General features: G+C 39.0%; 21 protein-coding genes. 5 read left to right on the forward strand and 16 right to left on the reverse strand.

Annotated elements, in window-relative coordinates; genetic code table 11:
- Window positions 1-404: 404 nt before the first annotated feature.
- Window positions 405-1,001 (reverse strand): UPF0228 family protein, encoded by a 597-nt coding sequence (locus MSWH1_RS04990; RefSeq protein WP_048130237.1) that lies wholly within the window; start codon window positions 999-1,001, stop codon window positions 405-407.
- A gap of 111 nt (window positions 1,002-1,112) precedes the next feature.
- Window positions 1,113-2,141: a C39 family peptidase gene (locus tag MSWH1_RS04995; protein ID WP_231585589.1), complete on the reverse strand. Its 1,029-nt coding sequence runs from the start codon at window positions 2,139-2,141 to the stop codon at window positions 1,113-1,115.
- Between the two features lie 515 nt (window positions 2,142-2,656).
- On the opposite strand from MSWH1_RS04995, the gene MSWH1_RS05000 reads away from it, so the two are divergent.
- Entirely contained in the window at window positions 2,657-2,959 is a 303-nt protein-coding gene (locus MSWH1_RS05000) for a heterodisulfide reductase-related iron-sulfur binding cluster (protein WP_048126653.1), read from the forward strand.
- 473 nt (window positions 2,960-3,432) lie between these two features.
- On the opposite strand, the gene MSWH1_RS05005 is transcribed toward MSWH1_RS05000, so the two are convergent.
- From MSWH1_RS05005 to MSWH1_RS05020, 4 genes are all read right to left on the reverse strand, one after another.
- Window positions 3,433-3,969, reverse strand: coding sequence for a UPF0228 family protein (locus MSWH1_RS05005; protein WP_011024107.1), 537 nt, complete (start codon window positions 3,967-3,969; stop codon window positions 3,433-3,435).
- 27 nt (window positions 3,970-3,996) lie between these two features.
- Window positions 3,997-5,205, reverse strand: coding sequence for a C39 family peptidase (locus MSWH1_RS05010; protein ID WP_197074620.1), 1,209 nt, complete (start codon window positions 5,203-5,205; stop codon window positions 3,997-3,999).
- A 1,203-nt stretch (window positions 5,206-6,408) separates the two neighbouring features.
- Window positions 6,409-7,011, reverse strand: a complete 603-nt coding sequence (locus MSWH1_RS05015) for a UPF0228 family protein (RefSeq protein ID WP_231585590.1) — start codon at window positions 7,009-7,011, stop codon at window positions 6,409-6,411.
- Between the two features lie 101 nt (window positions 7,012-7,112).
- On the reverse strand, window positions 7,113-8,315 hold the full coding sequence (locus tag MSWH1_RS05020; RefSeq protein WP_048126655.1) for a C39 family peptidase: 1,203 nt from the start codon (window positions 8,313-8,315) through the stop codon (window positions 7,113-7,115).
- Window positions 8,316-8,830: 515 nt separating this feature from the next.
- On the opposite strand from MSWH1_RS05020, the gene MSWH1_RS05025 reads away from it, so the two are divergent.
- Entirely contained in the window at window positions 8,831-9,133 is a 303-nt protein-coding gene (locus tag MSWH1_RS05025) for a heterodisulfide reductase-related iron-sulfur binding cluster (RefSeq protein WP_048126658.1), read from the forward strand.
- A 473-nt stretch (window positions 9,134-9,606) separates the two neighbouring features.
- Here the strand turns inward: MSWH1_RS05025 and MSWH1_RS05030 are convergent, their stop codons facing one another.
- Both MSWH1_RS05030 and MSWH1_RS05035 read right to left on the reverse strand, forming a co-directional pair.
- Window positions 9,607-10,143 carry a UPF0228 family protein gene (locus MSWH1_RS05030; protein ID WP_011024107.1) on the reverse strand — a complete coding sequence of 179 codons (537 nt, stop codon included), beginning with the start codon at window positions 10,141-10,143 and terminating at the stop codon, window positions 9,607-9,609.
- Window positions 10,144-10,555: 412 nt separating this feature from the next.
- Complete coding sequence (locus MSWH1_RS05035; protein WP_048126661.1) at window positions 10,556-10,975, reverse strand: pyridoxamine 5'-phosphate oxidase family protein; 420 nt, start codon at window positions 10,973-10,975, stop codon at window positions 10,556-10,558.
- Window positions 10,976-11,452: 477 nt separating this feature from the next.
- On the opposite strand from MSWH1_RS05035, the gene MSWH1_RS05040 reads away from it, so the two are divergent.
- Window positions 11,453-13,438 (forward strand): cation:proton antiporter, encoded by a 1,986-nt coding sequence (locus tag MSWH1_RS05040; protein ID WP_048126663.1) that lies wholly within the window; start codon window positions 11,453-11,455, stop codon window positions 13,436-13,438.
- 272 nt (window positions 13,439-13,710) lie between these two features.
- Here the strand turns inward: MSWH1_RS05040 and MSWH1_RS05045 are convergent, their stop codons facing one another.
- Window positions 13,711-13,944: a DUF2795 domain-containing protein gene (locus tag MSWH1_RS05045; RefSeq protein WP_048126665.1), complete on the reverse strand. Its 234-nt coding sequence runs from the start codon at window positions 13,942-13,944 to the stop codon at window positions 13,711-13,713.
- A 1,556-nt stretch (window positions 13,945-15,500) separates the two neighbouring features.
- Here MSWH1_RS05045 and nikR point away from each other — a divergent pair.
- Complete coding sequence (nikR, locus tag MSWH1_RS05055; protein ID WP_048126669.1) at window positions 15,501-15,956, forward strand: nickel-responsive transcriptional regulator NikR; 456 nt, start codon at window positions 15,501-15,503, stop codon at window positions 15,954-15,956.
- Between the two features lie 1,060 nt (window positions 15,957-17,016).
- Complete coding sequence (hacA, locus tag MSWH1_RS05060; RefSeq protein ID WP_255350511.1) at window positions 17,017-18,249, forward strand: homoaconitase large subunit; 1,233 nt, start codon at window positions 17,017-17,019, stop codon at window positions 18,247-18,249.
- Window positions 18,250-18,762: 513 nt separating this feature from the next.
- Here the strand turns inward: hacA and MSWH1_RS05065 are convergent.
- The 7 genes from MSWH1_RS05065 to MSWH1_RS05095 all read right to left on the reverse strand — a co-directional run bounded on the left by MSWH1_RS05065 (window position 18,763) and on the right by MSWH1_RS05095 (window position 25,994).
- Window positions 18,763-19,647 (reverse strand): hypothetical protein, encoded by an 885-nt coding sequence (locus MSWH1_RS05065; RefSeq protein WP_048126673.1) that lies wholly within the window; start codon window positions 19,645-19,647, stop codon window positions 18,763-18,765.
- 104 nt (window positions 19,648-19,751) lie between these two features.
- Window positions 19,752-21,314, reverse strand: a complete 1,563-nt coding sequence (flaJ, locus tag MSWH1_RS05070; RefSeq protein ID WP_048126675.1) for an archaellar assembly protein FlaJ — start codon at window positions 21,312-21,314, stop codon at window positions 19,752-19,754.
- Between the two features lie 4 nt (window positions 21,315-21,318).
- Window positions 21,319-23,145 carry a type II/IV secretion system ATPase subunit gene (locus MSWH1_RS05075; RefSeq protein ID WP_048126677.1) on the reverse strand — a complete coding sequence of 609 codons (1,827 nt, stop codon included), beginning with the start codon at window positions 23,143-23,145 and terminating at the stop codon, window positions 21,319-21,321.
- Window positions 23,146-23,206: 61 nt separating this feature from the next.
- Complete coding sequence (locus MSWH1_RS05080) at window positions 23,207-24,001, reverse strand: ATPase domain-containing protein (protein WP_048130240.1); 795 nt, start codon at window positions 23,999-24,001, stop codon at window positions 23,207-23,209.
- A 102-nt stretch (window positions 24,002-24,103) separates the two neighbouring features.
- Window positions 24,104-24,622 carry a hypothetical protein gene (locus MSWH1_RS05085; RefSeq protein WP_231585594.1) on the reverse strand — a complete coding sequence of 173 codons (519 nt, stop codon included), beginning with the start codon at window positions 24,620-24,622 and terminating at the stop codon, window positions 24,104-24,106.
- Window positions 24,619-25,113, reverse strand: a complete 495-nt coding sequence (locus MSWH1_RS05090; RefSeq protein ID WP_048126681.1) for a hypothetical protein — start codon at window positions 25,111-25,113, stop codon at window positions 24,619-24,621. Before MSWH1_RS05090 ends, MSWH1_RS05085 begins: the two co-directional genes overlap by 4 nt.
- Window positions 25,114-25,292: 179 nt before the next feature.
- Window positions 25,293-25,994, reverse strand: coding sequence for a hypothetical protein (locus tag MSWH1_RS05095; RefSeq protein ID WP_048126683.1), 702 nt, complete (start codon window positions 25,992-25,994; stop codon window positions 25,293-25,295).
- Window positions 25,995-26,070: the final 76 nt, after the last annotated feature.

Here is a 26,070-nt window from a genome sequence, read left to right on the forward strand (position 1 = left end):
AGTGGAATAATCGCAATTATTGGAAAAAGAAAGGAGAAAGTACTTTTGAACCCCATAAATTCATCTTAGTGAACTCTTTATAAATTTTCTGACAATTTCATTTAACTATCTGTTTTTCGACTCATTTAGAATCATTAATTATTTCCGAATCTTTGATTGTTAGATACTTTAGCTAGTTACTTTATATCTGAGCATCTGCCCTCACTCAAATTCAGGTCTATTTATATAAGGAAAGTAGCACAACTCAGATTCATAGGAGACGATATTTGTGAAAGTCCCACAACCCCGTGGCAAGGAGGTCACAAAAGGTGCAGGGATTTGCATCCCTTCTCTCGCAGAGAGCCTATAATGTGGTACATAGTGTAAAAATCGAATCGGTGACAGTAGTTTATAATACTGTCAAATCAAGGATAAAGGTAACTTAGCTGTACAGTAAAAATACTTTCATTATTTTCGAGTTCATTTTTCATTTTGACTGCATCTTCCTCCGGAATCCAATACTTGGATCCATCCGGCTTTTCAAAGCGAATATAGCACCAGACAAACTTTTTCACCTGAGTGTCATATTTATTCAGTATCGAAAGAAACTTGTCATCATTGACAGCCTGTTCGGATACCACGATTACGTAAGAATCTCCTTTTCTGATAACATGTGAAGGAGAAGATATAGTCCAATCTTTTTTCTCTTCCTTCATCCCTTCACTTAGTTCGCGTCTTACATCCCTTTCATCTTTGTCTAACATAATGTAGTACTCGTCCGCCATATAATCAATATTGTACTTTATGCTATAGTTCATAGTCAGGTTATAATTTTTAAGAATAGTTTGAACTTCCGAATCGGAAACTCCATCTTCAAATTGAATATATATACCACTTACTCTGAGCTCATCATTAACTTGTGTTTTTTTCATATCTACTGGCGTTTTTATAAATAACCCTGCAATTATTACTAAAATTAGAAAAACAATAGAAACAGCAATTTTTTGGTTAATTCTACTCATACCAATCACCGCAAAAAAAGTGAAGAGTTTTAGCTCTTCACATATATATGACAAGTTTCGGCACCCCAGGTTTCTATATATTGGGTACCTGATCCAACAGGCATTGGATCATTAATCTTCAAATAGTATAAATCCAACACCAGTATCTGAATACCCCCTACAAACCCGAACATGTCCTGGAATCAAACTAACTACAGGTCTATAGTTATTAATTTTGGATTTGAGTTGACTAAAAATTGGAGTCCCATCGTCAAATGTACCAGTTTTCCCTAATCCTCCTTCAAATATGCTTGTTACATAATAATATATTTGGTCGTCAATAACTCCACCTTCATCCATCATTTCATAGATGTGTGTTTGGGTATGATCTACATTATAGTATTTAGCAATCATTTTGCCACTTGCTGCAGCACAGTAATCACTTGCTTCTTGTCCATATAAGGGAACATTAAGTGTTTTACTTGTAACTAACTTTATCACTGAATCATCAATCAGTTTTTGTATCTTGTCCTTAGTAATTGGCACATTGATATCAATTCCCTTATCAGTCGCTTCTTGTTCTATATACTTCGTGAGTTGATCACTTTTCTGCCAGTCTTTTAAGTTCTCCTCTGTTCCATTCTTCAATCTATGTTCATAAATTGACCAAATCCCAGACTCTGTTTCAGTTGCAGGCTCATCTTCCACGATATCAAGAGTATATGCATCTACAAATATCCGATGTTCATATCCTGTCGTTTTGTCCTTTACTACGGTCATTGCTCCTATAGCAGGATAGTCGTATACAACCATCTTAGTTGATTCGATACTTCCATCTGGACATTCATTTTTGGCAATTTCGATTGATTTCTTCATGGCTTCGGTAGCATCAAACGGTTTTGGGTAAAACGAGATTAATTGGACTGAAGCTCCAAGCTGTTTATCGGCCCCTATATAGATTCTACCTATTATGTTGTTATCTTTATACACTGAAAATTGATGATACAATTTTTGACCAGTTGGATCGTAAAGCTCCAATGGTTTGGAATCAATAGACGCCTCTTTCCATTCTTCAAAGTCCGCATCAGCTGCTATAAAACTTATCATGTGTGCATTAGCATGTTTAAAAGCTTCATCAGCAGTTACTTTGTTCTTAATCATTCGTCTAACTCCTAGTTATTTTTTCCCTAGGAGGCAGGATCAAGCAAGCTTAAATATACGCAAAGCTAACATAATCATTGCCTCTTAGGGCAGATTTATGGAGTTCGGGTGAACTTGGAAAGTACTTTTGAACTCCATAAATTACTCTTAGTTAGCTCCTTATAAATTTTCTGTGTAAACTCTCGAACAATTGTTTTTCATACTTATTTTGATCCTGTAATAATTCCTTGACCTTTGATAGTTTGATGATTTGGCCAGATATTATATATATGAGCATATTGCCCCCTTATATATTCAAGAATTTATATACAAACGTCAGAAGCACAATTTACTCTCACATGTGATGATATTTATGAATGCCTAACAGTCTTACGGCAAAAGTATCTATGTTTATGTCATATATGAGCTTGTAGAATATGTGAATCCCCTAAATTTTGACAGGCTTCACTAAAAATTAGATTATCTACATTTTAGACAGATTCTTATGAAATACTGCTCGTACTCTCACCTGCGGAATGGGCTTTTCCCAGATCCACCTTAACAAAAACACCTCCCTTCAGGTAACCAAAGCCAAACTCGACAGCCTTCAGAGAGCCGGGGTGGAGTTGATGCTTCACATGTGCCCGAACTGCCATATCCAGTACGACCGCTATCAGCCTGTAATTGAAAAAGAGTTCGGGGTAGAGTACGACATGGTGCACATGAATATTGCCCAGTTCGTAGCTCTTTCAATGGGAGCAGACCCCTACAAAGTATGCGGTTTCCAGACTCACTCCGTGCCTCTGGAAGGTTTTCTTGAAAAGGCCGGTTTAATATAAAATCCCGTTTTAAAGTTCAACCGGTCATCTTTTTTATTACATCGGGAGTGAAGAGGTCACGGTTTGAAGCGTTTTTAAAAACATGTATCTAAGTTACTGATTATAAATGTAGTCAATAGATACAGTAAAAATACTTTCATTATTTTCAAGCTCGTTGTTAGCTGGCGTTCTAATCTCACTTAGTGGGTTTGTAAACAATCCCAAAAGCGCTACGAGAGTTAGAAATACAATAAAAATAGTGATTACCTTGCCGATTTTACTCATGCCAACACCTATAAAATGAGGGGAGCATAAATCCCACTTATATACGGTTGATTTTTGAATCAGAGACTTCAATTATTTTTATTTCGAACCAGAATCTAAATGCATATACTTTTCCAACGACTTTTGCTTATCCAATCCACTGTAACTTCTTTTTGAACTTCCACTCCCATATTGGCAAGCCAAGCTTCCCAATGACGAAGCTTGGAGTATTACCCTACAATATCATCCAGACCTACAATCAAAACTTTCTCATTTGTTTCGAGTTCATTTTTTATCCTGATTGCATCCCTCTCCAGAATACAATTCTCTCCAACAACCCAGGGCGCTGATCCATCTCCAAACTGGATATAACACACAACAGCCTTTTTCAACTGAAGGTTATTTTTTTCCAGCATTGCGAGAACATTTTCATCTGGAACAAATTCTTCAGATAACATAATTATGTTATAATTTCCTTTTTTGATTTCAACTACAGAAGTCCAGTTTTCATCTTTCCTTAATTCATATATTTTATCTTCATCAACTTCTATGTAGTACATTCCTCGCCCAATATTAGAATTATAGTCTATGGTATAATTCACGGGTATGTCGTAATTTTCAAGAATGGCTTTAACTTCCGCCTCACTAGTTTCATTTTCAAATTGAATAAGTAAACCAGGTGTTTTAACTTCTTGAGATTGCATCATCAGTGCTAAGAAGGTTAGAAGAGCAATAAAAACAACTACTACTTTGCTAATTTTATTCACATCAATCACCGAAAAAAATGAGGAGTTTTAACTCCTCACATATATACGTTTATTTTCAGAACCGAATGCTTCCCAATAAGGTACACAGAAATATATGGGATTAGGATCACCTATACGCAAATATTCATTCGAACCACTTATTTTGTATCCACGACACATTCGAACATGACCTGAAACTCCACTCGCGAAGGGTCCACCATTGTTAATTTCATTCATAGCTCCAGCAAAAGATACAGTGTCTGTACTGAATGAATCAGGTTTATTCATTCCGTTGCTTGAACAATAATAAAGTAACTGATTGGGATAAGTAACCCCATTAGGAGCTACCCCATTCATCATTTCATATATAGTAGTTTGGTGAGGACTTTCATCATTGTAATATTTAGTAAGCATTTTGGCAGTTGCTGGAGCACAGTAGTAACTCGTTATTTGCGCATACACAGTAGCACCAAGATCTACTTCAACATCAGTTCTCGATTTTGTTATATCGGCACTGAGTTTTTTAATATTTTCTTCAGTGACTGCCGCATTAATACTAACCCCCTTATTAACTGCTGCTTGTTCTATAGATTTAGTAAGTTCATCACTTTTTTGCCAGTGTCTGAGGTTGTTGTCTATCCCATTCTTCAATCTCTGTTCATATATTGACCATATTCCGGGTTCAGTTTCAGTTGCAGGTTTATCTTCTACTTTTTCAAGAGTGTATGCATCCACAAATATCCGATGTTCAACTCCTGTAGTCTTGTCCTTTACTATAGTCATTGCTCCTACGATAGGATAATCGTATACAACCATCTGTGTTGATTTGATTTCCCCCTCAGGGTATTCATTTTTAGCGATTTCTCTTGATTTATTCATAGCTGTAGTGGCATCAAAAGGTTTTGGCTCAAATAAAACAAGTTGGACTGTTTGCCCAAGCCTTTTATTTGCAGCAATGTCGATTATACCTATCAGGGTTTTATTTTTTAATACAGAAAATTGATAATACAACTTTTGACCAGTTGGATCGTAGAGCTCCAGTGGTTTGGAATCAATAGATGCTCCTGTCCAGTTTTCAAATCCTGATGTGTTAGTTGCTATAAAACTTATCATGTGTGCATTAGCATGCTTAAAAGCTTCCTCAGCAGTTACAGAATAATCTTTTTCTTCCTGTGCACTTACGGCTGGTATCAATGCCATACCAACCAGCAGAATTAATAAAATTAGCGTTCCGATTCCAATTTTGTTCTTAATCATTCGTCTAACTCCTAGTTATTTTTTCCCTAGGAGGCAGGATCAAGCAAGCTTAAATATACGCAAAGCTAACATAATCATTGCCTCTTAGGGCAGATTTATGGAGTTCGGGTGAACTTGGAAAGTACTTTTGAACTCCATAAATTACTCTTAGTTAGCTCCTTATAAATTTTCTGTGTAAACTCTCGAACAATTGTTTTTCATACTTATTTTGATCCTGTAATAATTCCTTGACCTTTGATAGTTTGATGATTTGGCCAGATATTATATATATGAGCATATTGCCCCCTTATATATTCAAGAATTTATATACAAACATCAGAAGCACAATTTACTCTCACATGTGATGATATTTATGAATGCCTAACAGTCTTACGGCAAAAGTATCTATGTTTATGTCCTATATGAGCTTGTAGAATATGTGAATCCCCTAAATTTTGACAGGCTTCACTAAAAATTAGATTATCTACATTTTAGACAGATTCTTATGAAATACTGCTCGTACTCTCACCTGCGGAATGGGCTTTTCTCAGATCCACCTTAACAAAAACACCTCCCTTCAGGTAACCAAAGCCAAACTCGACAGCCTCCAGCCTTACTTCCGCATTTTTATGCGCATAAATGTCGCATGATGACGATTAATGCACTTAAAATTAAGCACATCAAATGCAAAGTGAAATCTTTAAACCACAATCATCTGACCTCATAAATTTGCGGAAAAGCATATATGCGCCCAAAAAGGCGGAAGTTAGGCTCCAGAGAGCCGGCGTGGAGTTAATGCTCCATATGTGCCCGAACTGCTATTAGTACGACCGCTATCAGCCCGTGCTGCAATACAATCATTGCTGCAATAATCAAAAAATAGAATACGGCGGGTAATTACCTTTTCCCAAGTTTCCATCCTACATACAGGCCGGCCAGGCTTTCCAATAACCCGAAGCCTGGAGTAGAGTTATTTTTGCTCGAATCATTTGCATTTGAGCTATTACCATTATCTGGTTCCGAATTATTGTCCTAATGATTAAATCCAACAGCGTTTATTTATCAGGAGACGATAAGTTCGTTTCTTTAACTCCTTAACTTCCAGTTGCATTGGAAGTTGTCTATGTGTTTTGATAGTCATGTTCAAATAAATAAAAGGTCTACTGGCAACTCCAGTAGGGCAGATTCTGCAGTCACCGTTGCCGTAACAGTAATACTGTCAAATCAAGGATAAAGGTAACTAAGCTGTACAGTAACAATATTCTCTTTTTGTTCAAGCTCGTTTTTTATTCTTATTGCTTCTTCTTCCGGAATCCACCATTTCTTAGATCCCTCATAAAAACGAATTTCGCACCAAACAAACCTTTTCAACTGAAGATCGTATTTGTCCAGCACCTCAAGGAAATTTTTATCATAGGTAGCTTGTTCATATACCGTAATAATATAATAATTTCCTTTTTTGATAGCAGGAACAGACTTAGTCCAATTGTTTTCTTTCCCTAATTCATCTCTTACATCCGTTATTTTATTTTTGTCTACCATTATGTAATATATTTCATCTGTACTATTTGTGTCATATTCCATTCTATAGTCTACAGTCATGTTAGAGTTTTGAAGAATGGTTTTTACTTCCGACTCAGAAATTCCATCTTTAAATTGAATATACAGACCACCTACTTGCGATCCAGGAACTGGAAAAGATGTATTAACTGGTGGTTTCGTATCAACTGTCATTTTTATAAATACTCCTGTAATTATTAAGAGAGTTAGGAAAACAATAAAAAAAGCAATTTTCTTTGAGATTTTATTCATATCAACACCTATCAAAAAGAAGAGAATCTCGATAAACCCCCCTTTTTGGCTAGCTATATCTAAGAGACATAAGTAACCGTTGAAAGCAGAGGTTTATCGAACTTCTCTAAGGAATCTTAGTCCCTCACATATACATGTCTAACTTCTGAACCATAGGTTTCCAATCTAAGTGTACCAACACAAACAGGATATGGATCATTAATAATCAAACGAAGTGTCTCACCAGAATAATAGTATCCCCTGCAAAGTCGACAATGTCCGGAAATAAAACTTAAATAAGGTCTTCCATTGTCAATTTCAGATGTAGTCTCCGAAGCAGTAAAACTCGAATCAATATATGAGCCACGTTTCGATAATCCTGAATATGATCTACAATAATCTTTTGCGTCGGAATCTGAGAGCCCATATGGAATTATCCCGTCTTCCAAGTTATAGATGTAGTCTTGGGTATGAGTTATATCATAGTATTTACCAACCATTTGACAACTTGCTGGAACACAGTAATAACTAGTTAATTGTGCATATAAGGGAACATCAAGTGAATTACTACTTGTTGTAGATTTTATTGTTGCATCGCCACTGAGTTTTTCAATATTTTCTTCAGTGACTGCCGCATTAATATTAACTCCCTTATTCGTCGCTGCTTGTTCAATAGATTTTGTGAGTTGGTCGCTTATATCCCATTCCTTTAAATTCTCATCTACTCCATTCTCCAATCTCATCTCAAACATTGACCGCACTCCAATTTCGGTTTCGGTTGCGGGTTTATCTGGTACCACGTCAAGGGTGTATACATCTACAAATATCCGATGTTCAACGCCTGACTTGTCCTTTACTATGGTCATTGCCCCTATTTTGGGATAGCTATATACAACCATCTTAGTTGATGTGATTTCTCCATCTGGGTAATTTTCTTTGGTAATTTCTATTGATTTATCCATAGCTTCGGTCGCATTATACGGGTATGGATCAAATGCAATGTCGTTAAGTGAATTTCCAAGAGTCTTATTGGCAAAAATGTCAATTGTACCTATCAATTTTTTTTCTTTATATACTGAGAATTGATAAAATAATTTCTCACCATTTATGTCATAAAGCTCCTGTGGATTGGGATCAATAGATGCCCCAGTCCAGTTTTCAAAGCCTGGTGCATCAGCTGCTATAAAACTTATCATGTGCGCATTGGCATGCTTAAAAGCTTCTTCAGCAGTTACAGAATAATTATCCTCTTTCTGTGCACTTACGGCTGGTATCAATGCTATGCCAATCAGCATTATTGCTAAAATTAGCGATCCTATTCCAATTTTGTTCTTAATCATTCGTCTAACTCCTAGTTATTTTTTCCCTAGGAGGCAGGATCAAGCAAGCTTAAATATACGCAAAGCTAACATAATCATTGCCTCTTAGGGCAGAGTTATGGAGTTCGGGTGAACTTGGAAAGTACTTTTGAACTCCATAAATTACTCTTAGTTAGCTCCTTATAAGTTTTCTGTGTAAACTCTCGAACAATTGTTTTTCATACTTATTTTGATCCTGTAATAATTCCTTGACCTTTGATAGTTTGATGATTTGGCCAGAAATTATATATATGAGCATATTGCCTCCTCATATATTCAAGAATTTATATACAAACGTCAGAAGCACAATATACTCTCACATGTGATGATATTTATGAATGCCTAACAGTCTTACGGCAAAAGTATCTGTGTTTATGTCCTATGTGAGCTTGTAGAACATGTGAATCCCCTAAATTTTGACAGGCTTCACTAAAAATTAGATTATCTACATTTTAGACAGATTCTTATGAAATACTGCTCGTACTCTCACCTGCGGAATGGGCTATTCTCAGATCCACCTTAACAAAAATACTTCCCTCCAGGTAACCAAAGCCAAACTCGACAGCCTCCAGAGAGCCGGAGTGGAGTTAATGATCCATATGTGCCCGAACTGCCATATCCAGTACGACCGCTACCAGCCTGTAATTGAAAAAGAGTTCGGGGTAGAGTACGACATGGTGCACATGAATATTGCCCAGTTCGTAGCTCTTTCAATGGGAGCAGACCCCTACAAAGTATGCGGTTTCCAGACTCACTCCGTGCCTCTGGAAGGTTTTCTTGAAAAGGCCGGTTTAATATAAAATCCCGTTTTAAAGTTCAACCGGTCATCTTTTTTATTACATCGGGAGTGAAGAGGTCACGGTTTGAAGCGTTTTTAAAAACATGTATCTAAGTTACTGATTATAAATGTAGTCAATAGATACAGTAAAAATACTTTCATTATTTTCAAGCTCGTTGTTAGCTGGCGTTCTAATCTCACTTAGTGGGTTTGTAAACAATCCCAAAAGCGCTACGAGAGTTAGAAATACAATAAAAATAGTGATTACCTTGCCGATTTTACTCATGCCAACACCTATAAAATGAGGGGAGCATAAATCCCACTTATATACGGTTGATTTTTGAATCAGAGACTTCAATTATTTTTATTTCGAACCAGAATCTAAATGCATATACTTTTCCAACGACTTTTGCTTATCCAATCCACTGTAACTTCTTTTTGAACTTCCACTCCCATATTGGCAAGCCAAGCTTCCCAATGACGAAGCTTGGAGTATTACCCTACAATATCATCCAGACCTACAATCAAAACTTTCTCATTTGTTTCGAGTTCATTTTTTATCCTGATTGCATCCCTCTCCAGAATACAATTCTCTCCAACAACCCAGGGCGCTGATCCATCTCCAAACTGGATATAACACACAACAGCCTTTTTCAACTGAAGGTTATTTTTTTCCAGCATTGCGAGAACATTTTCATCTGGAACAAATTCTTCAGATAACATAATTATGTTATAATTTCCTTTTTTGATTTCAACTACAGAAGTCCAGTTTTCATCTTTCCTTAATTCATATATTTTATCTTCATCAACTTCTATGTAGTACATTCCTCGCCCAATATTAGAATTATAGTCTATGGTATAATTCACGGGTATGTCGTAATTTTCAAGAATGGCTTTAACTTCCGCCTCACTAGTTTCATTTTCAAATTGAATAAGTAAACCAGGTGTTTTAACTTCTTGAGATTGCATCATCAGTGCTAAGAAGGTTAGAAGAGCAATAAAAACAACTACTACTTTGCTAATTTTATTCACATCAATCACCGAAAAAAATGAAGAAGATTCGATAAATCTTATAGACTGGCTGTTTGCATAAAGGATATATAAGCAACCATTGAAACCAGAGATTTATCGAACTCCTCTAAGGAATTTTAAGACTGCTTCACACACACGTTTATTATTTTAGGAGTTCAGCGGGTCACGAATACCCAGTCTTTTAGAGGCTGTCCAACAATTACTACCAATAATAACTGAATTCCTTTTTTTTCGGTTTTAAGGCTTTAAATGCCTCAATTTTTACATATTTATTGCCCAAAAATCGAATTATCGGACAGCCTGTTTAGGGTGGGGTGGCCACATGCAATTTGATTTTGATTTTATCTTTTTTCAGGCGCTTTTATGCAGGACTTACTTTTTTCCGGTTTTTTTTTCTGTAAATTCTGAAAACTCAGATCGATTTCTCCCAGCCCTGTCCCATATCAACGAGAGGCCTAAGCTCAATAATCTCGAAGGTGGCAGTTGCGTATATCATCTTTGCCGCTTCCTCACCGGCCATTTTTGCGATCTGGCTTTTGATCATATCAAGCATTTCTCCTGAAGTCGCAGATTCCTTCATCTTCAGATAAACCCTGATCCCTTTCCATGCCATAATATCTGCTCCTGGTTCCATTATCAGGAACATTGCGTAAGGGTTCTCCTGAAGGTTTGCAAACGTGCGGTTCTTACCTGTTGCAATTACAACGGTCTTTTCATCGGTCATCTGAGGCGAGCCTAAAACAGCCGAATCTACCTTTCCGTCTTTACTCGCTGTGCTGAGAACCCCAATTCTCGGTTGCTTGTTAAAGTAGTCCATCAATTTTGACGTCATATTAAATCCCCTATCACAAACTTATTTTTTCGCTCTTTCCTTTAAAAATTGAATGAGCAGGCCGCTTGATCCGAAAGTACTGCCCGGAAAAGAGCTTTATTGGATATACAAGCTGCGATAAATATGAGTCGTAAGTATTTTTAAAACTTCGCCTGATGAGTGAAAAGTATTTTTAAAATAGGTGAAAGCAAGAAAAGGAGACCGGGGTCGGGGAAAGAGAAGGGGAATAAAGGCCGGAAGGGCGTTTTAGATTTATTTCAAATTCAAACAAAATGTCCATAAATAAAAAGTAAAAGTGGAATACTTCAGAAGCACAATTTTTGTGTTTCCTGTGTTATTTATTCAGCCCTTTAATTTAAAAACTTGCTATAATTGTCTACTTTCCAGCTTGCAGGTTCCTCGAATGGGATTTTCCGGTGGTTGTCAGAATGGCTGTCAGAATAATACTTATATTCTTTATTACTTCTATCTTCATTAATGAAATTTAATCTTTTGACCGATCTGCTGATTATTTTTGGTCTTTCGATCCCTGTTGTTTATATTTTTTTCAGGTTGAAGATATCTCCGCTCGTGGGTTTCTTGATTGCTGGCATCCTTGCGGGGCCGTATGGGCTTGGACTGATTCATGAGACTGAGAATATTGAGGTTATGTCAGAAATCGGAGTTGTCTTGCTGCTCTTTACTATCGGGATAGAGTTCTCCCTGCGCGAGCTCCTGAAAATAAAGAGGATCATACTCCTGGGAGGGGGGCTGCAGATATCTCTTACGGCTGCTGTTGTTTCTCTTCTCTTATGGTGGCTTGGTTATTCTCCTGAGACTGCGGTTTTCATGGGGCTTATTGTAGCGCTTAGCAGTACTGCTATTGTCCTGAAATTGCTGCAGGAAAAAGGGGAGATCTATAGCGCTCACGGGAGGATAGCACTCGGAATTCTTATTTTCCAGGACATAGCTGCGGTTTTGATAATCATCCTTGCCCCGCTGCTTGCAGGAGAGGCGGTGGTCGGAAACGATCTTCTCGAGCTTTTATTCAGGGGGATAGGGCTTGTCCTTCTCACTCTTGTAAGTGCGCGTTACGTAGTTCCTTTTGTCTTATTCAATATGGCAAAAACACGCAATAATGAGCTTTTCCTGCTGAGCGTAGTCGTAATAGGGCTTGCTGTTGCCTGGATAACTTCCATAGCCGGGCTTTCCCTTGCACTCGGGGCTTTTCTGGCAGGGCTTATTATCTCCGAGTCCGAGTACGCTGCACAGGCTCTCGGGACGGTTATTTCTTTCAAGGACATGTTCATGAGCATCTTTTTTATTTCAACCGGGATGATGCTGAACCTTGACCAGATGTTAACTCATCTCCCACTGATTCTTACAGCCACTGCCCTTGTTCTTGTCCTGAAAACCACAGTAAACGCTCTCACCACTTTTCTCATAGGTTTTCCCCTGCATACCATGATCCTGGTTGGGTTTTCCCTGGCTCAGGTAGGAGAATTTTCTCTGGTCACTGCGCAGGTAGGCTTTGAAAATGGGATATTTTCTGAGACAATCTACCAGGAGTTCCTTGCCGTTACTGTGCTTTCTATGGTGGTAACTCCTTTTTTCACGGAACTGGGATACTATTCTGCAGTTTCCAGCCAACAACTTTCCCTTCCCAAAATATTGACAAATAACCGATACAGTTTGCAGGACGGAGGACAGGAAGAAGAGCTTGAGAACCATCTGGTTATAATAGGCTACGGAGTAAGTGGAAAAAATGTTGGAATTGCCGCAAAAAAGGCTTCTATACCCTATATAGTAATCGAGATCAATCCAGAGACTGTCCGGCAGGAAAAACTGAACGGGGTAAACATTATTTATGGGGATGCCGCTCAAAAAGCCGTGCTTGAACATACAGGCATCAAAACTGCCAAATCAATTGTAATAACTGCAGGCAATCCTGTAAGTACCTGGAAAATCATTGAAGTGGCTAACAGACTGAATCCTGACATTCATATTATTGCAAGGACTCACTTTCTGGACACAATTGACAGCTTTTATGCTCTCGGAGCTGATGAGGTTATCTCGGACGAATTTGAGTGTTCTATAGAGCTTTTCTCCAGGGTCCTGAACAAGTACATGGTTCCGGTTAAAGAGATTGAAACCATGAACAATCAACTTCGAGCTGATCATTATATGATGCTGCGTGGCCCTGAAATTCAGAGGAAAAATGTATCCGGACTGTCTCTTGACTTTTCTGGTGTGGAGGTCAAAAGTATAAGGGTTGAAAAACACTCCAAAGCTGCAGAGAAAACTCTTGGAGATCTTGATCTCCGAAATAAGTATGGGGTTACAGTTATTGCAATTTCCCGAAACCACAGGCTTATGTACGATCTGAGAGCTGAGACGAAATTTAGTCCAGACGATATCCTGCTTGTAATCAGTCCTCCAGAACAACTTGAGGAAATAAGGGAACTTTTTGAAAATGGTGCATGACAATACCATTTCTAAGAAAATGGCTTTGAAAGCTTTCACTCCTGGGTTCAGAATCTGTAGGAAAGGAATAAAATGAGAGACAGGGATTGGAAAAGGAAAAGGGTAAAAAGGGAGAAAGGAGACATGGGGTAGAAGGACTGAGCTTCTTCTTGACCGGCCCGGCATGAGAAATATCTGTTTTCCAGGTTCCGCAGGGTGCGTTTAAAAAAGAAATAGAAAAGGATTCATTGTTTATCGGTTACTAAAAAAGTGAAAAAAAGAAGTTATGCTGTTCAGGCGGGGATCCCCATGTAAATTATATGAAGTTCCCTGGCAACATCCTCAGCACTATTATATTGCCTGTCCGAAAGCATGCCAAATTCCTGTAGTATGTCCGGGATTGCTCCAATCTTCCTTGCTTGCCCAATAATGTCGTTCCTTTTTACAGGAAAATCTATATTTTTTAATATCTCTTGAGTTTCCATGGGAAGTTCTGTAATAAATCCGCTTTTACTCTTAGTTTCCATAATATTTCCCCTTTACTTTTGTTTAGTCTACTTTAAATTCCCTGGCAACACCTGCAGCGTTTGTATACTCCTTTTCCAGGATTATTTCTATACCGCAGAATGTCGTCCCTGGCGTTACTATCCTTAGCGCCTAACAACATCTTCCTTTTTTGCAGGAAACTAGATGCCTGTTAAAGCTTTCTGAAGGAAACCTAACTTTTTTGTTAGTATTAATATCAATGATGATCTACTATTTAAATCTTAACACGTTTGTATAAAAATATGCTAAAAATTAATACATTTTTGTATTTTTGTATTAATATATATTTTTTATCAGTACTATTCTATGACAAAATTAACAAAAAAGAAACTAATCGGAATTCTTTTTCCTTATAGATAGACGACCAGCATAGAGTCCTTAGTGTCTCCAATCATTGATCTATTGCGGCGGTCTCTATTGCTAAGGCTTTAAAAACTTATACCGGGGTTCCGGAAAGGGAAGGGGAGGAAAGGAAAAACAGGAGGTAGGGGTAGAAAAAGAAGGAGGATAAAGGAGAAAAGGGTAGAAGGGCATGTTTCAGACTGGAAGTAGTTTTATTAGCAACACAGAGCAATACCCTGGTAGCTTACTTCAGTTTTATTGGGGCTTTTTATCCAGTTTCTTAAAACTGGCTGTGGGTTATCAAGTTTTGCTATGTAATCCTTATCCTTTTGAGAACGGTCCAGAACAGAGAGATAAAGCACCATCATGGTCAGAGTATAATAAACTTCTTTAGGGTGTTTGCTCTGTCAGTAGATGTGACCATATCTCTCAAATTCTTGCCCTGTCCTTGCGCCTGGAATTCCCCACCTGCCTGCACTTACAGGTAAGGAATTCCCGGAGTTGCAAGTTTGTTTATGGATTTAGAAGGCCTTTTCTGTTTTTCGGTCTGTTCGTATAGGCATTTGTATATATGATTATCTCTTATTTAATACTTATCCTCTTTTTCATATAATTTAATGTTATTAATTTGAATTTTTGTATTATTCTCTAAAAGAAAATCCATTTTTGTGGAAAGATGATGTAAGTGCTCATATTCAACTTAACAGCATCATTACCTTAAGTAATTATAATTTTCATAAACCTTCAACAGGAACCCTCTGAGTTTTAGCTCAGGGGTAGTTGACGTAACTCTCAAATCAGGTTCTGGTAACGTCTGTATAAGTTTATTGTACTAAAAACTCTTTTTGCTGATTCGAAAACACTATGATGACTTTTGGCCAGGTTTAGTTTCCCCTTCCTGTAATTTTCTAGAATACGCATTGTATTGTGAGATGGAATAACAGTAACAGAACTCTTGATATACTTTCTTGCCACACACGAAAAGTAGGTATTATGCTGAAGATCTTTTCAAAATAAATCGTTTGATATATTATTTATATATTATTTTTGTTGTTATATTGTTATGGACACTCATCTTCTCGATACCAAACTTTTTTATATTAGTTAGTATGTGAAAAAAACATATATAGTATTATGCATAATTACTAAAGTGTTATCTTACAACTATATTTGAGATCACTTGGTGGGTAATATTATGGAAACAGAACTTATGAGGATAGGGGTTTCCCTTCCCGATACTCTTCTTGGTAAGTTTGATGAGATTATTGAAAACAGAGGGTATTCTTCCCGCTCGGAAGGCATCAGAGATGCCATCAGGAGTTATATTTCCTACTATGAGTGGATGAATGACATTAATGGTCATCTTGTCGGAACAATTGCATTTATTTACAATCACACAAAACGTGGGCTTTCAAATTCCCTGACAGATATTCAGCATCACTACTCTCACCTGATAAAGTCTTCCATGTATGTTTACCTCGACCATGAAGACTGTTTTGAAGTAGTCGTTCTGGAAGGGGAAGGCAAAGAAATAGCAGAGCTTGCTGAAGCTATGATGGCTTTTAAAGGAGTAAAATTCTCAAAACTAATAACTATGGAATCAAACGAAATATCTGACCTTTCCATAGAAAATGTGAATCAATACTTCTGAACACCTGAGGAAACCAAACCTGAAAATAGGTGAAATCCATTTTGATTTTTCAGATTTGACTTTTTGATTGTCCTCCATATTCGGTTGACTTCCAAAATATTACTAAACATTTCTCTAGATAGTGCTGTTCCATACTTCAGGCGGCTGAACCTATCTTCTTTGGCGCACAAAAACTCAAGCATTCTTTCCACTGAAAATAGCTATAAAAACTTCAATATCATGAGGAAAGAGATCACACGGTCAAACCGGCTAATCCTAAAAAAATGAAAATGCAAAGTGATAAAGAAAACTACTATCTAAGTCTAGAGTATCAATCCTGAAAACCCGTATTCCTGCCGAAGGCCGAATAAAAACACCCCATTACATATCCGGGAAACCTTCTAGCAACCTCGCCACAATGTCTGAAGCTGGATTTTGAGTATTTGAACCATCCAAAGCATTTACTTCTAATAAGAATTCTGGAAAGGTCGACGAACTCCCTGGTGGCTACTGTTTTATCTGTTTTAAGTCTTTATTTTGTCTAATTGAGATGAATACAGCCTGAATGCTTCTCCTGAATAAGAGAACATTCTGGCGTTCCCTGAGGAAAACATAGTTATCTCAGGGTCTCCGGAAAAAGTGATGATCCCCGAAAAAATAAAAGAAGCTTACGGAATAGACGTCGATATCCTGGACCATAAAGGAAAAAGAATGATCGTTCCTGAGATTTAAACTCCAAATTTCAAAATCAGGCTAAGATCCTATCATGATCTACGTTTTAGACATTTAATGTTTTTATGCTAACGTTTTTCAGTTTTAATGCGAAGTTTCATAACTCATAAGAAACGAAAATTGAGTGTTTCAAACATATAATTTATTTGACGCAGATAGAGATTTATTTTGGGTCAGAGGGCGTCTAAAAAGTGAAATAACAAGTTATTCAGGGATTAAAAACAAAATTATATATATTTCTTTATAGTGAATTCTGAAACCTGAATTTCTTCACCATACCTATTCATTATTATTTAATTATCGAAAATTACCTTTTGATTATCTGAAAGGAGGCTTACTTTTGGGAACAATCAGCGAGAAAATCTTTTCCCGGGCAGCGGGAACAGAGGCAAAGGCTAACGATTTTGTGCTGGCAGATGTGGATTACGCAATGGCGCATGACGGCACGTCGGTGCTTGCCGTGAACGCTTTTAAGGAAATGGAGCTAAAAAAAGTCTGGGATCCTTCAAGGATCGTAATTCCTTTTGATCATATCGCGCCTGCAAACACCGAGACTTCAGCCACCCTGCAGAAGGAGATCAGGGAATGGGTAAAGGAGCAGGGAATCCCTAACTTCTATGAGGTCGGGGAAGGGATCTGCCACCAGGTCCTTCCAGAAAACGGCTTTGCACTGCCTGGGAAATTGATTGTTGGGGCTGACTCGCATTCTTGCACGTACGGGGCTTTCGGGGCTTTTGCAACAGGGGTGGGAGCTACCGATATGGCTGAAATTTTTGCCACGGGAAAGCTCTGGTTTAAGGTCCCGGAAAGCTTCAGGATGACGGTTGAAGGGAACCTTCCGAAAGGGGTCTATGCAAAGGACCTGACTCTTTACCTAATCGGAAAGACCGGGATTGCTGGTGCGACCTACAAAGCAGTTGAGTTTTACGGGCAGGCTATCAGTGAACTTACGGTTGCCGGCAGGATGACGCTCTGCAATATGGCAATTGAGATGGGTGCAAAGACCGGGATTGTCCCTCCCGATGAAAAGACCTTCGAATTCCTTAAAAACAGGGCAGTTGCGTCTTATGAACCTGTCTATGCTGATCCTGATGCGGCTTATCTGGAAGAGTTTTCTTATGATGCCGGAGATATCGAACCTCAGGTAGCCTGCCCGCATCAGGTGGATAATGTAAAGTCTGTAGGAGAGGTTGAAGGCACTCACATAGACCAGGTCTTTATCGGGACGTGCACGAATGGGAGGCTTGAAGACCTCGAGGTAGCAGCATCAGTCCTGAAAGGAAAAAAGGTTGCCGTCAGGACAATTGTGATTCCTGCCTCCCGCACTACCCTCCTTGCAGCAATCGAAAATGGGACGATGGAAACACTGCTGACAGCCGGGGTGACCCTTGCAACTCCAGGTTGCGGGCCCTGTCTTGGCGCCCATCAGGGCGTTCTCGGGGAAGGAGAGGTCTGTGTTTCAACCGCAAACAGGAACTTCAAAGGCAGGATGGGAAAAGACGGCCTTATTTATCTTGCGTCCCCTGCAACCGCAGCAGCCTCGGCCCTGACAGGCGAAATCACCGATCCGAGGACAGTTTGAACCGACAGTCTTTTAACAATATACAAATTCATCTTAAATCCAGCTAAACAAATTCATCTTAAATCCAGCTAAACAAATTCATCTTAAATCCAGCTAAACAAATTCATCTTAAATCCAGCTAAAATTTATACCATGAATTCTATATTCTTAAGTAGGAGGGAATAGCTATAACTGAAGAACTTAGCCATGATAACCTTTCCCATTTAATTGAGCACTGGATCGAACATAACGAAAGCCACATAAAGAGTTTTAAAGAATGGGCTCAGAAAGCCAAAAAAGATGGTTTTCTCGAAGCCTCCGCAGATATTCTTGAGGCTGCTAACAAGGTCGAGGAAGCAAATGAGCTCCTTAGCAAAGCAAGAGAAGGACTTTTCCATCTCCACAACGAATAACTATAATAGCTAAATGTCCATAACTTTTTCTTCATTATTTATGTGCCGGGCCTGTGCCCGCCACTTTTTTTCTTTTTCTTTTTTGTTTGCCTCTTCTTACCTGCTTTATCTTCTCAAGATTTCACCCTGCATGTTCTGCACGGACCAGAAGTGCCTTTACATTTTTTAACTCAGTAAGCAGCTCTCCAACTTCCGGCTCTTCCAGATCTTTCATAAAGCTTTGTTCCTCTTCTGGGTACAGGTCATCACTGTTCAGCAGCTCTTCGATCAAGTTATTTCCAAAAAGACTCGCTGAAGGGTTATTTTTGTTTTCGGGCTTTGCTTTATCAATGGGGATTGAGCTGGAATTCCCGCTTGAAACTTTATTCTCGCTCATTTTTCCTATTGAGAAAGGATCTGCAACTTCTATTTTTTCTGCATTCTCCAGATAAGTTTTATCTTCCTTTTTTTCACCGGCTCTGCTTTTTGGGTTTGCTTCTTCTGCATTATTTACTACAATAGTTTGGCTGGTGTCAGATATCATATCTTCAGATGTTTTTACTTCAGGTGTTTTCTCTTCAGATTTCTCATCTATTCCCTTAACCTCGATCTCCATCCCACTAACTTTTATCTCTGAAAATCCGGTATCTGCCGTGTGCAAAGAATCATTTTTGGCTTCAAGGGTTCCGGACATTTTTACACGTACTTTTCTGGGAAGTGGGGGGAAAATTTCTTCCCACCAGGGTAATTCTGATATTTCTTCGTTTTTTTCTTCTTCTGCTTTCTGGATTAGATCAATGCGGGTCTCAATCTCTTTTTTTTCTTTTATTAGCTTTATTATTTTTCTCTTAACCGGTTCTCTCTTCTTTGTTAAATAATCCACATTTTCGACACGTTTTTTGATATTTGCATCAGCTGTTCTTGGCTTGAATATTAAAGCCTTTAAGCCACTTACTCTCATACCCTTTAACCCATTTTTTCTCAGTTCTTTTAATCCGTTTGCCCTTAAATATTTTATACTGTTCATCAAACTACCTCCCACAAAGTCTGATTTATTCTGGTTTCAAAACTTTCTTTCGAAACCTTTCTTTATGCTCAACTAATTATATTTTCCTCAACTGAAAACTTCTTTCAGATCTCAAATGTGAATATCCTCGATACAACCGGAGGTATAAGGATCATACAAAATCCTGAAATTCCGGACATCAGGCCCCCATAGAAAAAAAGTTTATAATTTCCTCCGCCTTCCACAATCTTTACTACGAGAGTGTTTGAAATCGTAAGGATAATTATCACGGAAAAAGTGAATTTATATAGTATAGGCACGCTTCCGGCTACACTGAACATGCTCACCCCCATTTCAGATATCCCACTCATCCCCCCTTCCATGTACATATAAGGTTCGCTCATCCTGGATACGAGCCCGCTGAATTTGGAAATAATTTCCGTTATAAAGATCAAAAGTCCAACCATTACAGTATGCAGGATTATGGCAAGTCCCCTGAAACTGGAACTGATTAGCTGTCGTTTCATTCTCAGGAGAACAATTGATAGGCTTGAGGTTGAAACTATGTTTCCTATCTCAGCCGGATCCCCTCCAAGTTCGACTGCGTCGGTAAAGGTCCTCGAACACCTGTTGATAAGTTCGGAGCCTGTTTCTCCTATGAATTTCTCCCAGCAAAGCCTGGATTTAAATCCCATGGAAAGTCCCATGTGCAGTTCTTCAACTCCGGGCTTGAGACAGCCTATGTTTTCCCGATCAAGTTTTTCCATTGCACTATTTATAGTGGTTCCCGTCGCTCCGGCAAGGGTCCCCAATGCCTTTACGAAAGCAGGAAAACTGCTGTCTCTTTCATCGATTTTTCGATCATCAACCATAGCAAGGGTTCCTATCGGAAGAATAAAAAAAGTCACTCCAACCAGAATAAATTCCAGTCTTATCCCGAGCAAAATTAGAGCAGTAAGAAAAACCGAACCGAGAGGAAGCAGAATCCGGCCCAAGAACCTGATCTGCTCCTGTTCCTTTGATTTACAGCTAAGGGTATGTACTTTTTTTTCGGCAGGAGCTGACCTGTATATAATGTAAATGGCAAGTCCACATATTAAAAGAGTTAACAATACTATCAGGGAAGCAAGGGTTTCTATATCTGCGGTATTATAGATCATGACCGAAACAAGGACAGTAGTAACAACAAGAGTTACGGAGACCATCAGGGCAGTATAACCCTCGGTCCATTTTTTTAGAGACTCAACACTTCTTTCGTACTCATTAGAGTAGATCTCTTCCCTTGTGATTTTTTCCTGTTTCAGGAAGTTTTTCTCAGGCTCTCCCGAAGAAAGGATATTTGACATCGTGCCAAATAGGCTTGAAAGATAGGTGTCCTTTAATTTCTGGGAAATATACTTGCAGGCCTTTGCATATTCGTATCCCCACTTTGAGGCAAGAATATGTACCTGCCTGAAATATTTTGAAGCCTCGTACTCCTTCTGGCGCCCGGCGTAATCGAATATTCTGTTTCTTTCAATATCCGCAGTTGAAATAGCTGCCATATACGTTAGCAGGAAAAGCATATCATCGTTGACTCTTTCAGTAATTTTTGTGTTCTTCTGCTTTTGGGCAAGGTTAATATATCCTTCAACTCCCGGTTTTGCAGCATTTGTTTTTAAGCTTGGAGCCATCTGCACACACTTCATGATGTTAACCCCTCTCCTCTAACTGGATCAGTGTGTCGAATAGTTCATAAAAATTGGTAATATTTGCCTGGTGAATTTTTCTCAGGATTCTTGCCCTTATGTCAAGTTCAGAGTAAATCTTTCGTGCCTGGTTTTCTGAAATTCCGAGGCGTGGGGCAATTTTATGTTCCAGAAGGTAAGAGTTGTTTTTTCCTGTGAACTTGAATGTGTCTGTACCAGGGTCCCATTTGAATATATCCATAAAATTGAAAGCCTGATTCACAGAGTCATAGCTTATGATCTCGTTTATGCTCATGACCCTTCTTCCAAGCCCTTTTCCCGGAACGTTTACAGTACTCAGGACAAGAACAACATTCAGGTTATCCACATAATTTTTGGGGACATTTATAGGGTCACCCGTCAGCCTCTGGATAAGTTTCTCTACTGAGGCGGCATGGAACGTGGACATTACAGGGTGTCCTGTTTGCATTGCCTGAAAAGCAATATTTCCTTCAACCCCACGGATTTCTCCTATTATAATCTCATTTGGACGCTGGCGCAGGGATGCTTTTAACAGGTCAAACATAGAGATATCAGACCCGCTACCATCTCTTGTAGTCCTTGTAACCTCCCGGGTCCAGTTTTTATGGGGAACCTGTAGTTCCGGGGTGTCTTCGATAGAAACTATTTTTGAATCAGGTGGAAGAAAAGTAGCCATTGCATTCATCATTGTGGTTTTTCCTGAGGCTGTTTCCCCTGAGACAAAGCAGTTCATTCCTGCCCTGAGCATTATCCACATGTATGCAGCCATCGTGTAGTCAATTGTTCCGAACTCAATAAGTTCGAAGATTGAAATAGGGGTTCTCATAAATTTCCTGATGGTGAAATTGCTCCCTCGCCTCGATACATCTTCCCCGAAAACGATATTAATCCTTGATCCGTCCGGAAGAGCGGTATCGACTATAGGGTTCCTGTAAGTGATTGGTTTTCCTACTTTTTCGGATATCTGTATGACAAAATAATTGAGTTCTTCAATTTCCTCAAATGAGATTGTTGTTTTAAGAGATGAAAATACCTTATGCTCAACAAAGATCCTGCCAAGCCCGCTGCAGCTTATATCTTCTATATTTGAGTCAAGAAGTAAAGGTTCGAGCACTCCCATCCCCATCTTGTCCCTAATCATCAGGTATTTGATTGCATTGAATTCTTCAGGCGTTACGGGAACTTTCTGCAGTTTTCTTGTTCTGAATGCTTTGCCAGCTTCCTTCAAGTTTTCAAAAATACTGGATTTTTCGTTGTTATTTTCGTTCTTCAGGTTTTTTTTTTCTTTACCTGTATTTTTCTTCTTTCCCCCTATTTTTCCTCCCAATGTCCTGTCATTTTCCTTTAAATTTTCTTCTACTTCACAAGTTTTTTCCAGGGTTTTTTCCAGGAGCTTTTTCTTTTCTTCAGGGTCTTTTGTAGTAATATCCTGATCATGTATTACATCAATGAGTAACTTTTCTACTGCCTCAATTCTACTTTCCAGGTTCTGGAAAAGGCAGGGTTCTATGGGAATATAATAGTTTCTTATGTCTTCCTTATCCGGATATATGTGAATGGCAAGCCCTTTCCCGGCAGGATAGATCAGGTTAGGGTGTTTGATGTTTTTCATGGATCTCGAAATCCTTGGATAGAATTCCGGAAATCCTATTTCTTCTGTAGGGAGCCTGCAGATATAATCAAAGACATGGAGGTTTTCTTCCCTACCAATAAACTCCTGCAGTTCTAAGGAGAGGCTTGAGAACATCTCTTCTCTGGAGCGCCCCCTATTTTCCGGTTCAGGCAATGGGTCAAAAGGTAGAGCTTCCATCACAACTCCTCATTCGGTTTTTTTCTCCGATTTCCATCTTTCCGGACACTCTTTCATTTTTTCAAGCTTTAACCTTCGAATAAGGAATTATTTTTAACCCAAATTCACTGTCCACATCAAAACTCAACAGATTTCCTGTAATTTTTCTTGCACCTCTCAGTTTCTGGATTTCCATAGTTTTTACCCACTGATCCCCTACCTGCTCTATTCTGAGCTCAAAAAAGGCACTGCAAACTGACCTTAGCCTGTAAAGCACTGCCTGCGAAAATGCATATTCATGCACGCTAATGAGAATGGTCTTTCCCCTGTCGCACAGCTTTACGCATTCAGTAAAGAAGTTTAACACTGCATTTTCCGAAGCGTTCACCGCAAAGATTGTCAGGGAATCTATAAGGATCAGTTCTTCATCGCATCTTTTTACACATTCCAGAAGTACCTGAAGCAGGCTTTCACTCAACCGGGGATTTTCCTCAACATAGCTTGCATTAATTTCGAATATCTTTGATCTCCCTGTTATGAAGTAATCCGAAATCCCGAGCTTCAAGCTCTCCATCTGGTCAAGAAGTTCTTTTGAGGTCTTTTCCGTCGTTAGAGCAAGAACCTTTTTATCTTCGTTGAGGGCTCCCCATATTATCTGCTGCAAAAAAATAGACTTCCCACTATCTTTTCCTCCTTCGAGAAGGCAGAGTGAGCCTACAGGAACGCCTCCCTCCAGTTTCCTGTCTATTTCCAGGTTTCCGGAAGATATGAACTCCAGTAATACTTTCTCTTTCTCTTTCTCTTTCAGGTCACTGAATACTTCTTCATAGACCAATTCTTTTTCAAATAGTACTCCATTACCCTTGTTTCCTTCCATTTCTCTTTCCACCTTTCTCCGGGATCCCCACAAAATCCCTTAATTTTCCTGTCAGCCTATTTTATCGGAATAGTCTTTGATCACGGAGTCATAACTGAAATGTTATCCTTTGAAATATCGTGAAGCTTTCACTCCATTGGGGACAGTTACCAGAAGCCAGTTTATGCTGGAGTTTTCCGGGGGATCTGAGGCATTCAGTCGGATCTGCAATTTCATTTCCTCTCCCGGATCAAAGACTCCAGGGTTTATCAGGTCAGGAACAATATCTAATTTTGTCCACCTGTTCTCAAAAAGGACTTCGCCTTTCTGGTAAGGAATCCAGGCCGTTTTCATAGTGCCTGCTTTATCTTGATAAGCAACGATTACGTCCATATAAGTAAAATCCTCAATTTTTATCGAACCTGTGTTCTGCAGGGATACCAGAATATCTGCTTTGTCTATAGAGACGCCTGTAATCTCTATTTCTGTTTTTAATATCTCGTTCCTGTTTTCCTGCATCTCAACGACTGAATTAGAGAGTCCGTCTGCCATGTAGAACCCTCCCTTCGAGCAGACATACGATGCCAGGAGGATGGTTGCAACTGAGATCATCGCTGCAATTATTGACCCGAACCCCATCATGACACCGTGAAATAGGTCTCTTCAGAAACCCCGTTGTATGTACTGAACTTGATGAAGTATTTCTTTCCGCTCACAGGCAACTCTACAGGTTTAATTTTTATGCGCAGTGTCTCCCCTTTATCCCAGTTATCGTCCCCATTCTGTTCGATCAGGTAGCTCCAACCCGGAGTCAGATCTCCGTTTTTATCATATGGTATGCGCTCAAAGTTTCCGGTCTCCCCAAAAAAGAGGTCAGATGCAGGAATTATGCCTGAAGATATTTCCTTGCATCCCACATTCTTTATCCAGACATGTATTTCAGTGCCTTCAGCGCTTGTTGCTTCATGCAGAATTTCTATATCTGTCATGATCTGATCTCTCATAGAGTCCGTACGGCTCATTATTGGGTCTCCGGCAGAGATGACTGAGGGGTACACAGCTGAAACAAAAGCAAATGCACAGATAACGGATGCTATTGTCAGAATTGCAGAGCTTATCGATTCCCCACTCAAATTTCGACCCTCGCTTTACTTATCCTTTTTTTCAGATCGGATAAGTTGATATTAATCGGTTGATGGTTGGTTAATTGATTCCATACGAAAAGGATTGAAATTAATTCAGACTAGCCGGATCAGACCCTGGCCAAAGCAGTTAATTTCATCATCATCTTAGTTTTTCCTTATTTTCAAACTCAGTTGAAGACAATCCCTGTTTTCTTCTCTTTTTCTTTCCAGCCCGGAGATGTTTCATAAAGTGGTTGAATACTCTTTCTAGGGTCTTCCGGGTTCAGGATTGCGCTTAACTGTGAAATCACCATGATGTTGTCCTTCATACTAACCCTTTCTTCTACAGTGGGTTCTTCAATTGAAAGGTTTGCAATATTTTCAATAATCCTTTTTGTATCTTCAGGGAGCTGTCCGATAAGAGTATAGAGGGTCAGCAGTTCTTCGAGGTTGCTGTGTCCTATTGTTCTGACAGCATAATCCACCCATCGCATAAGCTCTACAAGCATGAATGTGTCAATTTTTCGGGAACTCTCAGGGCCGGGTATCTGTATTTCTTGTTTCTGAACATTCTGGCCAGAATGTTCCTGGCTAGTCATGGCTAATTTCAGGGACGTTTTGTTATTTTTTGTAGTTTGGTTTCTAGACTCCGAAATTCCTGGAGTGGGCTTGAGTCCATTTCCTCCATCATCAGTCACAAATAGCTGGTTATTTGCAGATTCCTCTTTCTCCGGTACTCCAATCTTCAATGTTTCAAGGCTCGAGATGCCGTAGAAAGGATTTTCATTTTTGTTCACCATATCCCTTATATCCACAAGTAATTCTTTGATTTCCCCTTTAATGATTTTAAGTTCGGTTTCTATTTCGTTCACTCTTTTATCCAGTTCCATACTGACCACCTGAAAACGAAAATGAAATTTTTCCCGTTTTCATAACAGTAAAAAAGGGGGAAGTATCCCTGACGTA

The sequence above is a fragment of the Methanosarcina sp. WH1 genome (assembly GCF_000970005.1).
Lineage (GTDB): Archaea > Halobacteriota > Methanosarcinia > Methanosarcinales > Methanosarcinaceae > Methanosarcina.

What these genes read in the sequence shown, in the direction of transcription:
- MSWH1_RS04990 (WP_048130237.1), bottom strand. Translation starts at nt 1,001, where the DNA reads ATGAGTAGAATTAACCAAAAAATTGCTGTTTCTATTGTTTTTCTAATT.
- MSWH1_RS04995 (WP_231585589.1), bottom strand. Translation starts at nt 2,141, where the DNA reads ATGATTAAGAACAAAGTAACTGCTGATGAAGCTTTTAAACATGCTAAT.
- MSWH1_RS05000 (WP_048126653.1), top strand. Translation starts at nt 2,657, where the DNA reads ATGGGCTTTTCCCAGATCCACCTTAACAAAAACACCTCCCTTCAGGTA.
- MSWH1_RS05010 (WP_197074620.1), bottom strand. Translation starts at nt 5,205, where the DNA reads ATGATTAAGAACAAAATTGGAATCGGAACGCTAATTTTATTAATTCTG.
- MSWH1_RS05020 (WP_048126655.1), bottom strand. Translation starts at nt 8,315, where the DNA reads ATGATTAAGAACAAAATTGGAATAGGATCGCTAATTTTAGCAATAATG.
- MSWH1_RS05025 (WP_048126658.1), top strand. Translation starts at nt 8,831, where the DNA reads ATGGGCTATTCTCAGATCCACCTTAACAAAAATACTTCCCTCCAGGTA.
- MSWH1_RS05035 (WP_048126661.1), bottom strand. Translation starts at nt 10,975, where the DNA reads ATGACGTCAAAATTGATGGACTACTTTAACAAGCAACCGAGAATTGGG.
- MSWH1_RS05040 (WP_048126663.1), top strand. Translation starts at nt 11,453, where the DNA reads ATGAAATTTAATCTTTTGACCGATCTGCTGATTATTTTTGGTCTTTCG.
- MSWH1_RS05045 (WP_048126665.1), bottom strand. Translation starts at nt 13,944, where the DNA reads ATGGAAACTAAGAGTAAAAGCGGATTTATTACAGAACTTCCCATGGAA.
- nikR (WP_048126669.1), top strand. Translation starts at nt 15,501, where the DNA reads ATGGAAACAGAACTTATGAGGATAGGGGTTTCCCTTCCCGATACTCTT.
- MSWH1_RS05065 (WP_048126673.1), bottom strand. Translation starts at nt 19,647, where the DNA reads ATGAACAGTATAAAATATTTAAGGGCAAACGGATTAAAAGAACTGAGA.
- flaJ (WP_048126675.1), bottom strand. Translation starts at nt 21,314, where the DNA reads ATGAAGTGTGTGCAGATGGCTCCAAGCTTAAAAACAAATGCTGCAAAA.
- MSWH1_RS05075 (WP_048126677.1), bottom strand. Translation starts at nt 23,145, where the DNA reads ATGGAAGCTCTACCTTTTGACCCATTGCCTGAACCGGAAAATAGGGGG.
- MSWH1_RS05080 (WP_048130240.1), bottom strand. Translation starts at nt 24,001, where the DNA reads ATGGAAGGAAACAAGGGTAATGGAGTACTATTTGAAAAAGAATTGGTC.
- MSWH1_RS05085 (WP_231585594.1), bottom strand. Translation starts at nt 24,622, where the DNA reads ATGATGGGGTTCGGGTCAATAATTGCAGCGATGATCTCAGTTGCAACC.
- MSWH1_RS05095 (WP_048126683.1), bottom strand. Translation starts at nt 25,994, where the DNA reads ATGGAACTGGATAAAAGAGTGAACGAAATAGAAACCGAACTTAAAATC.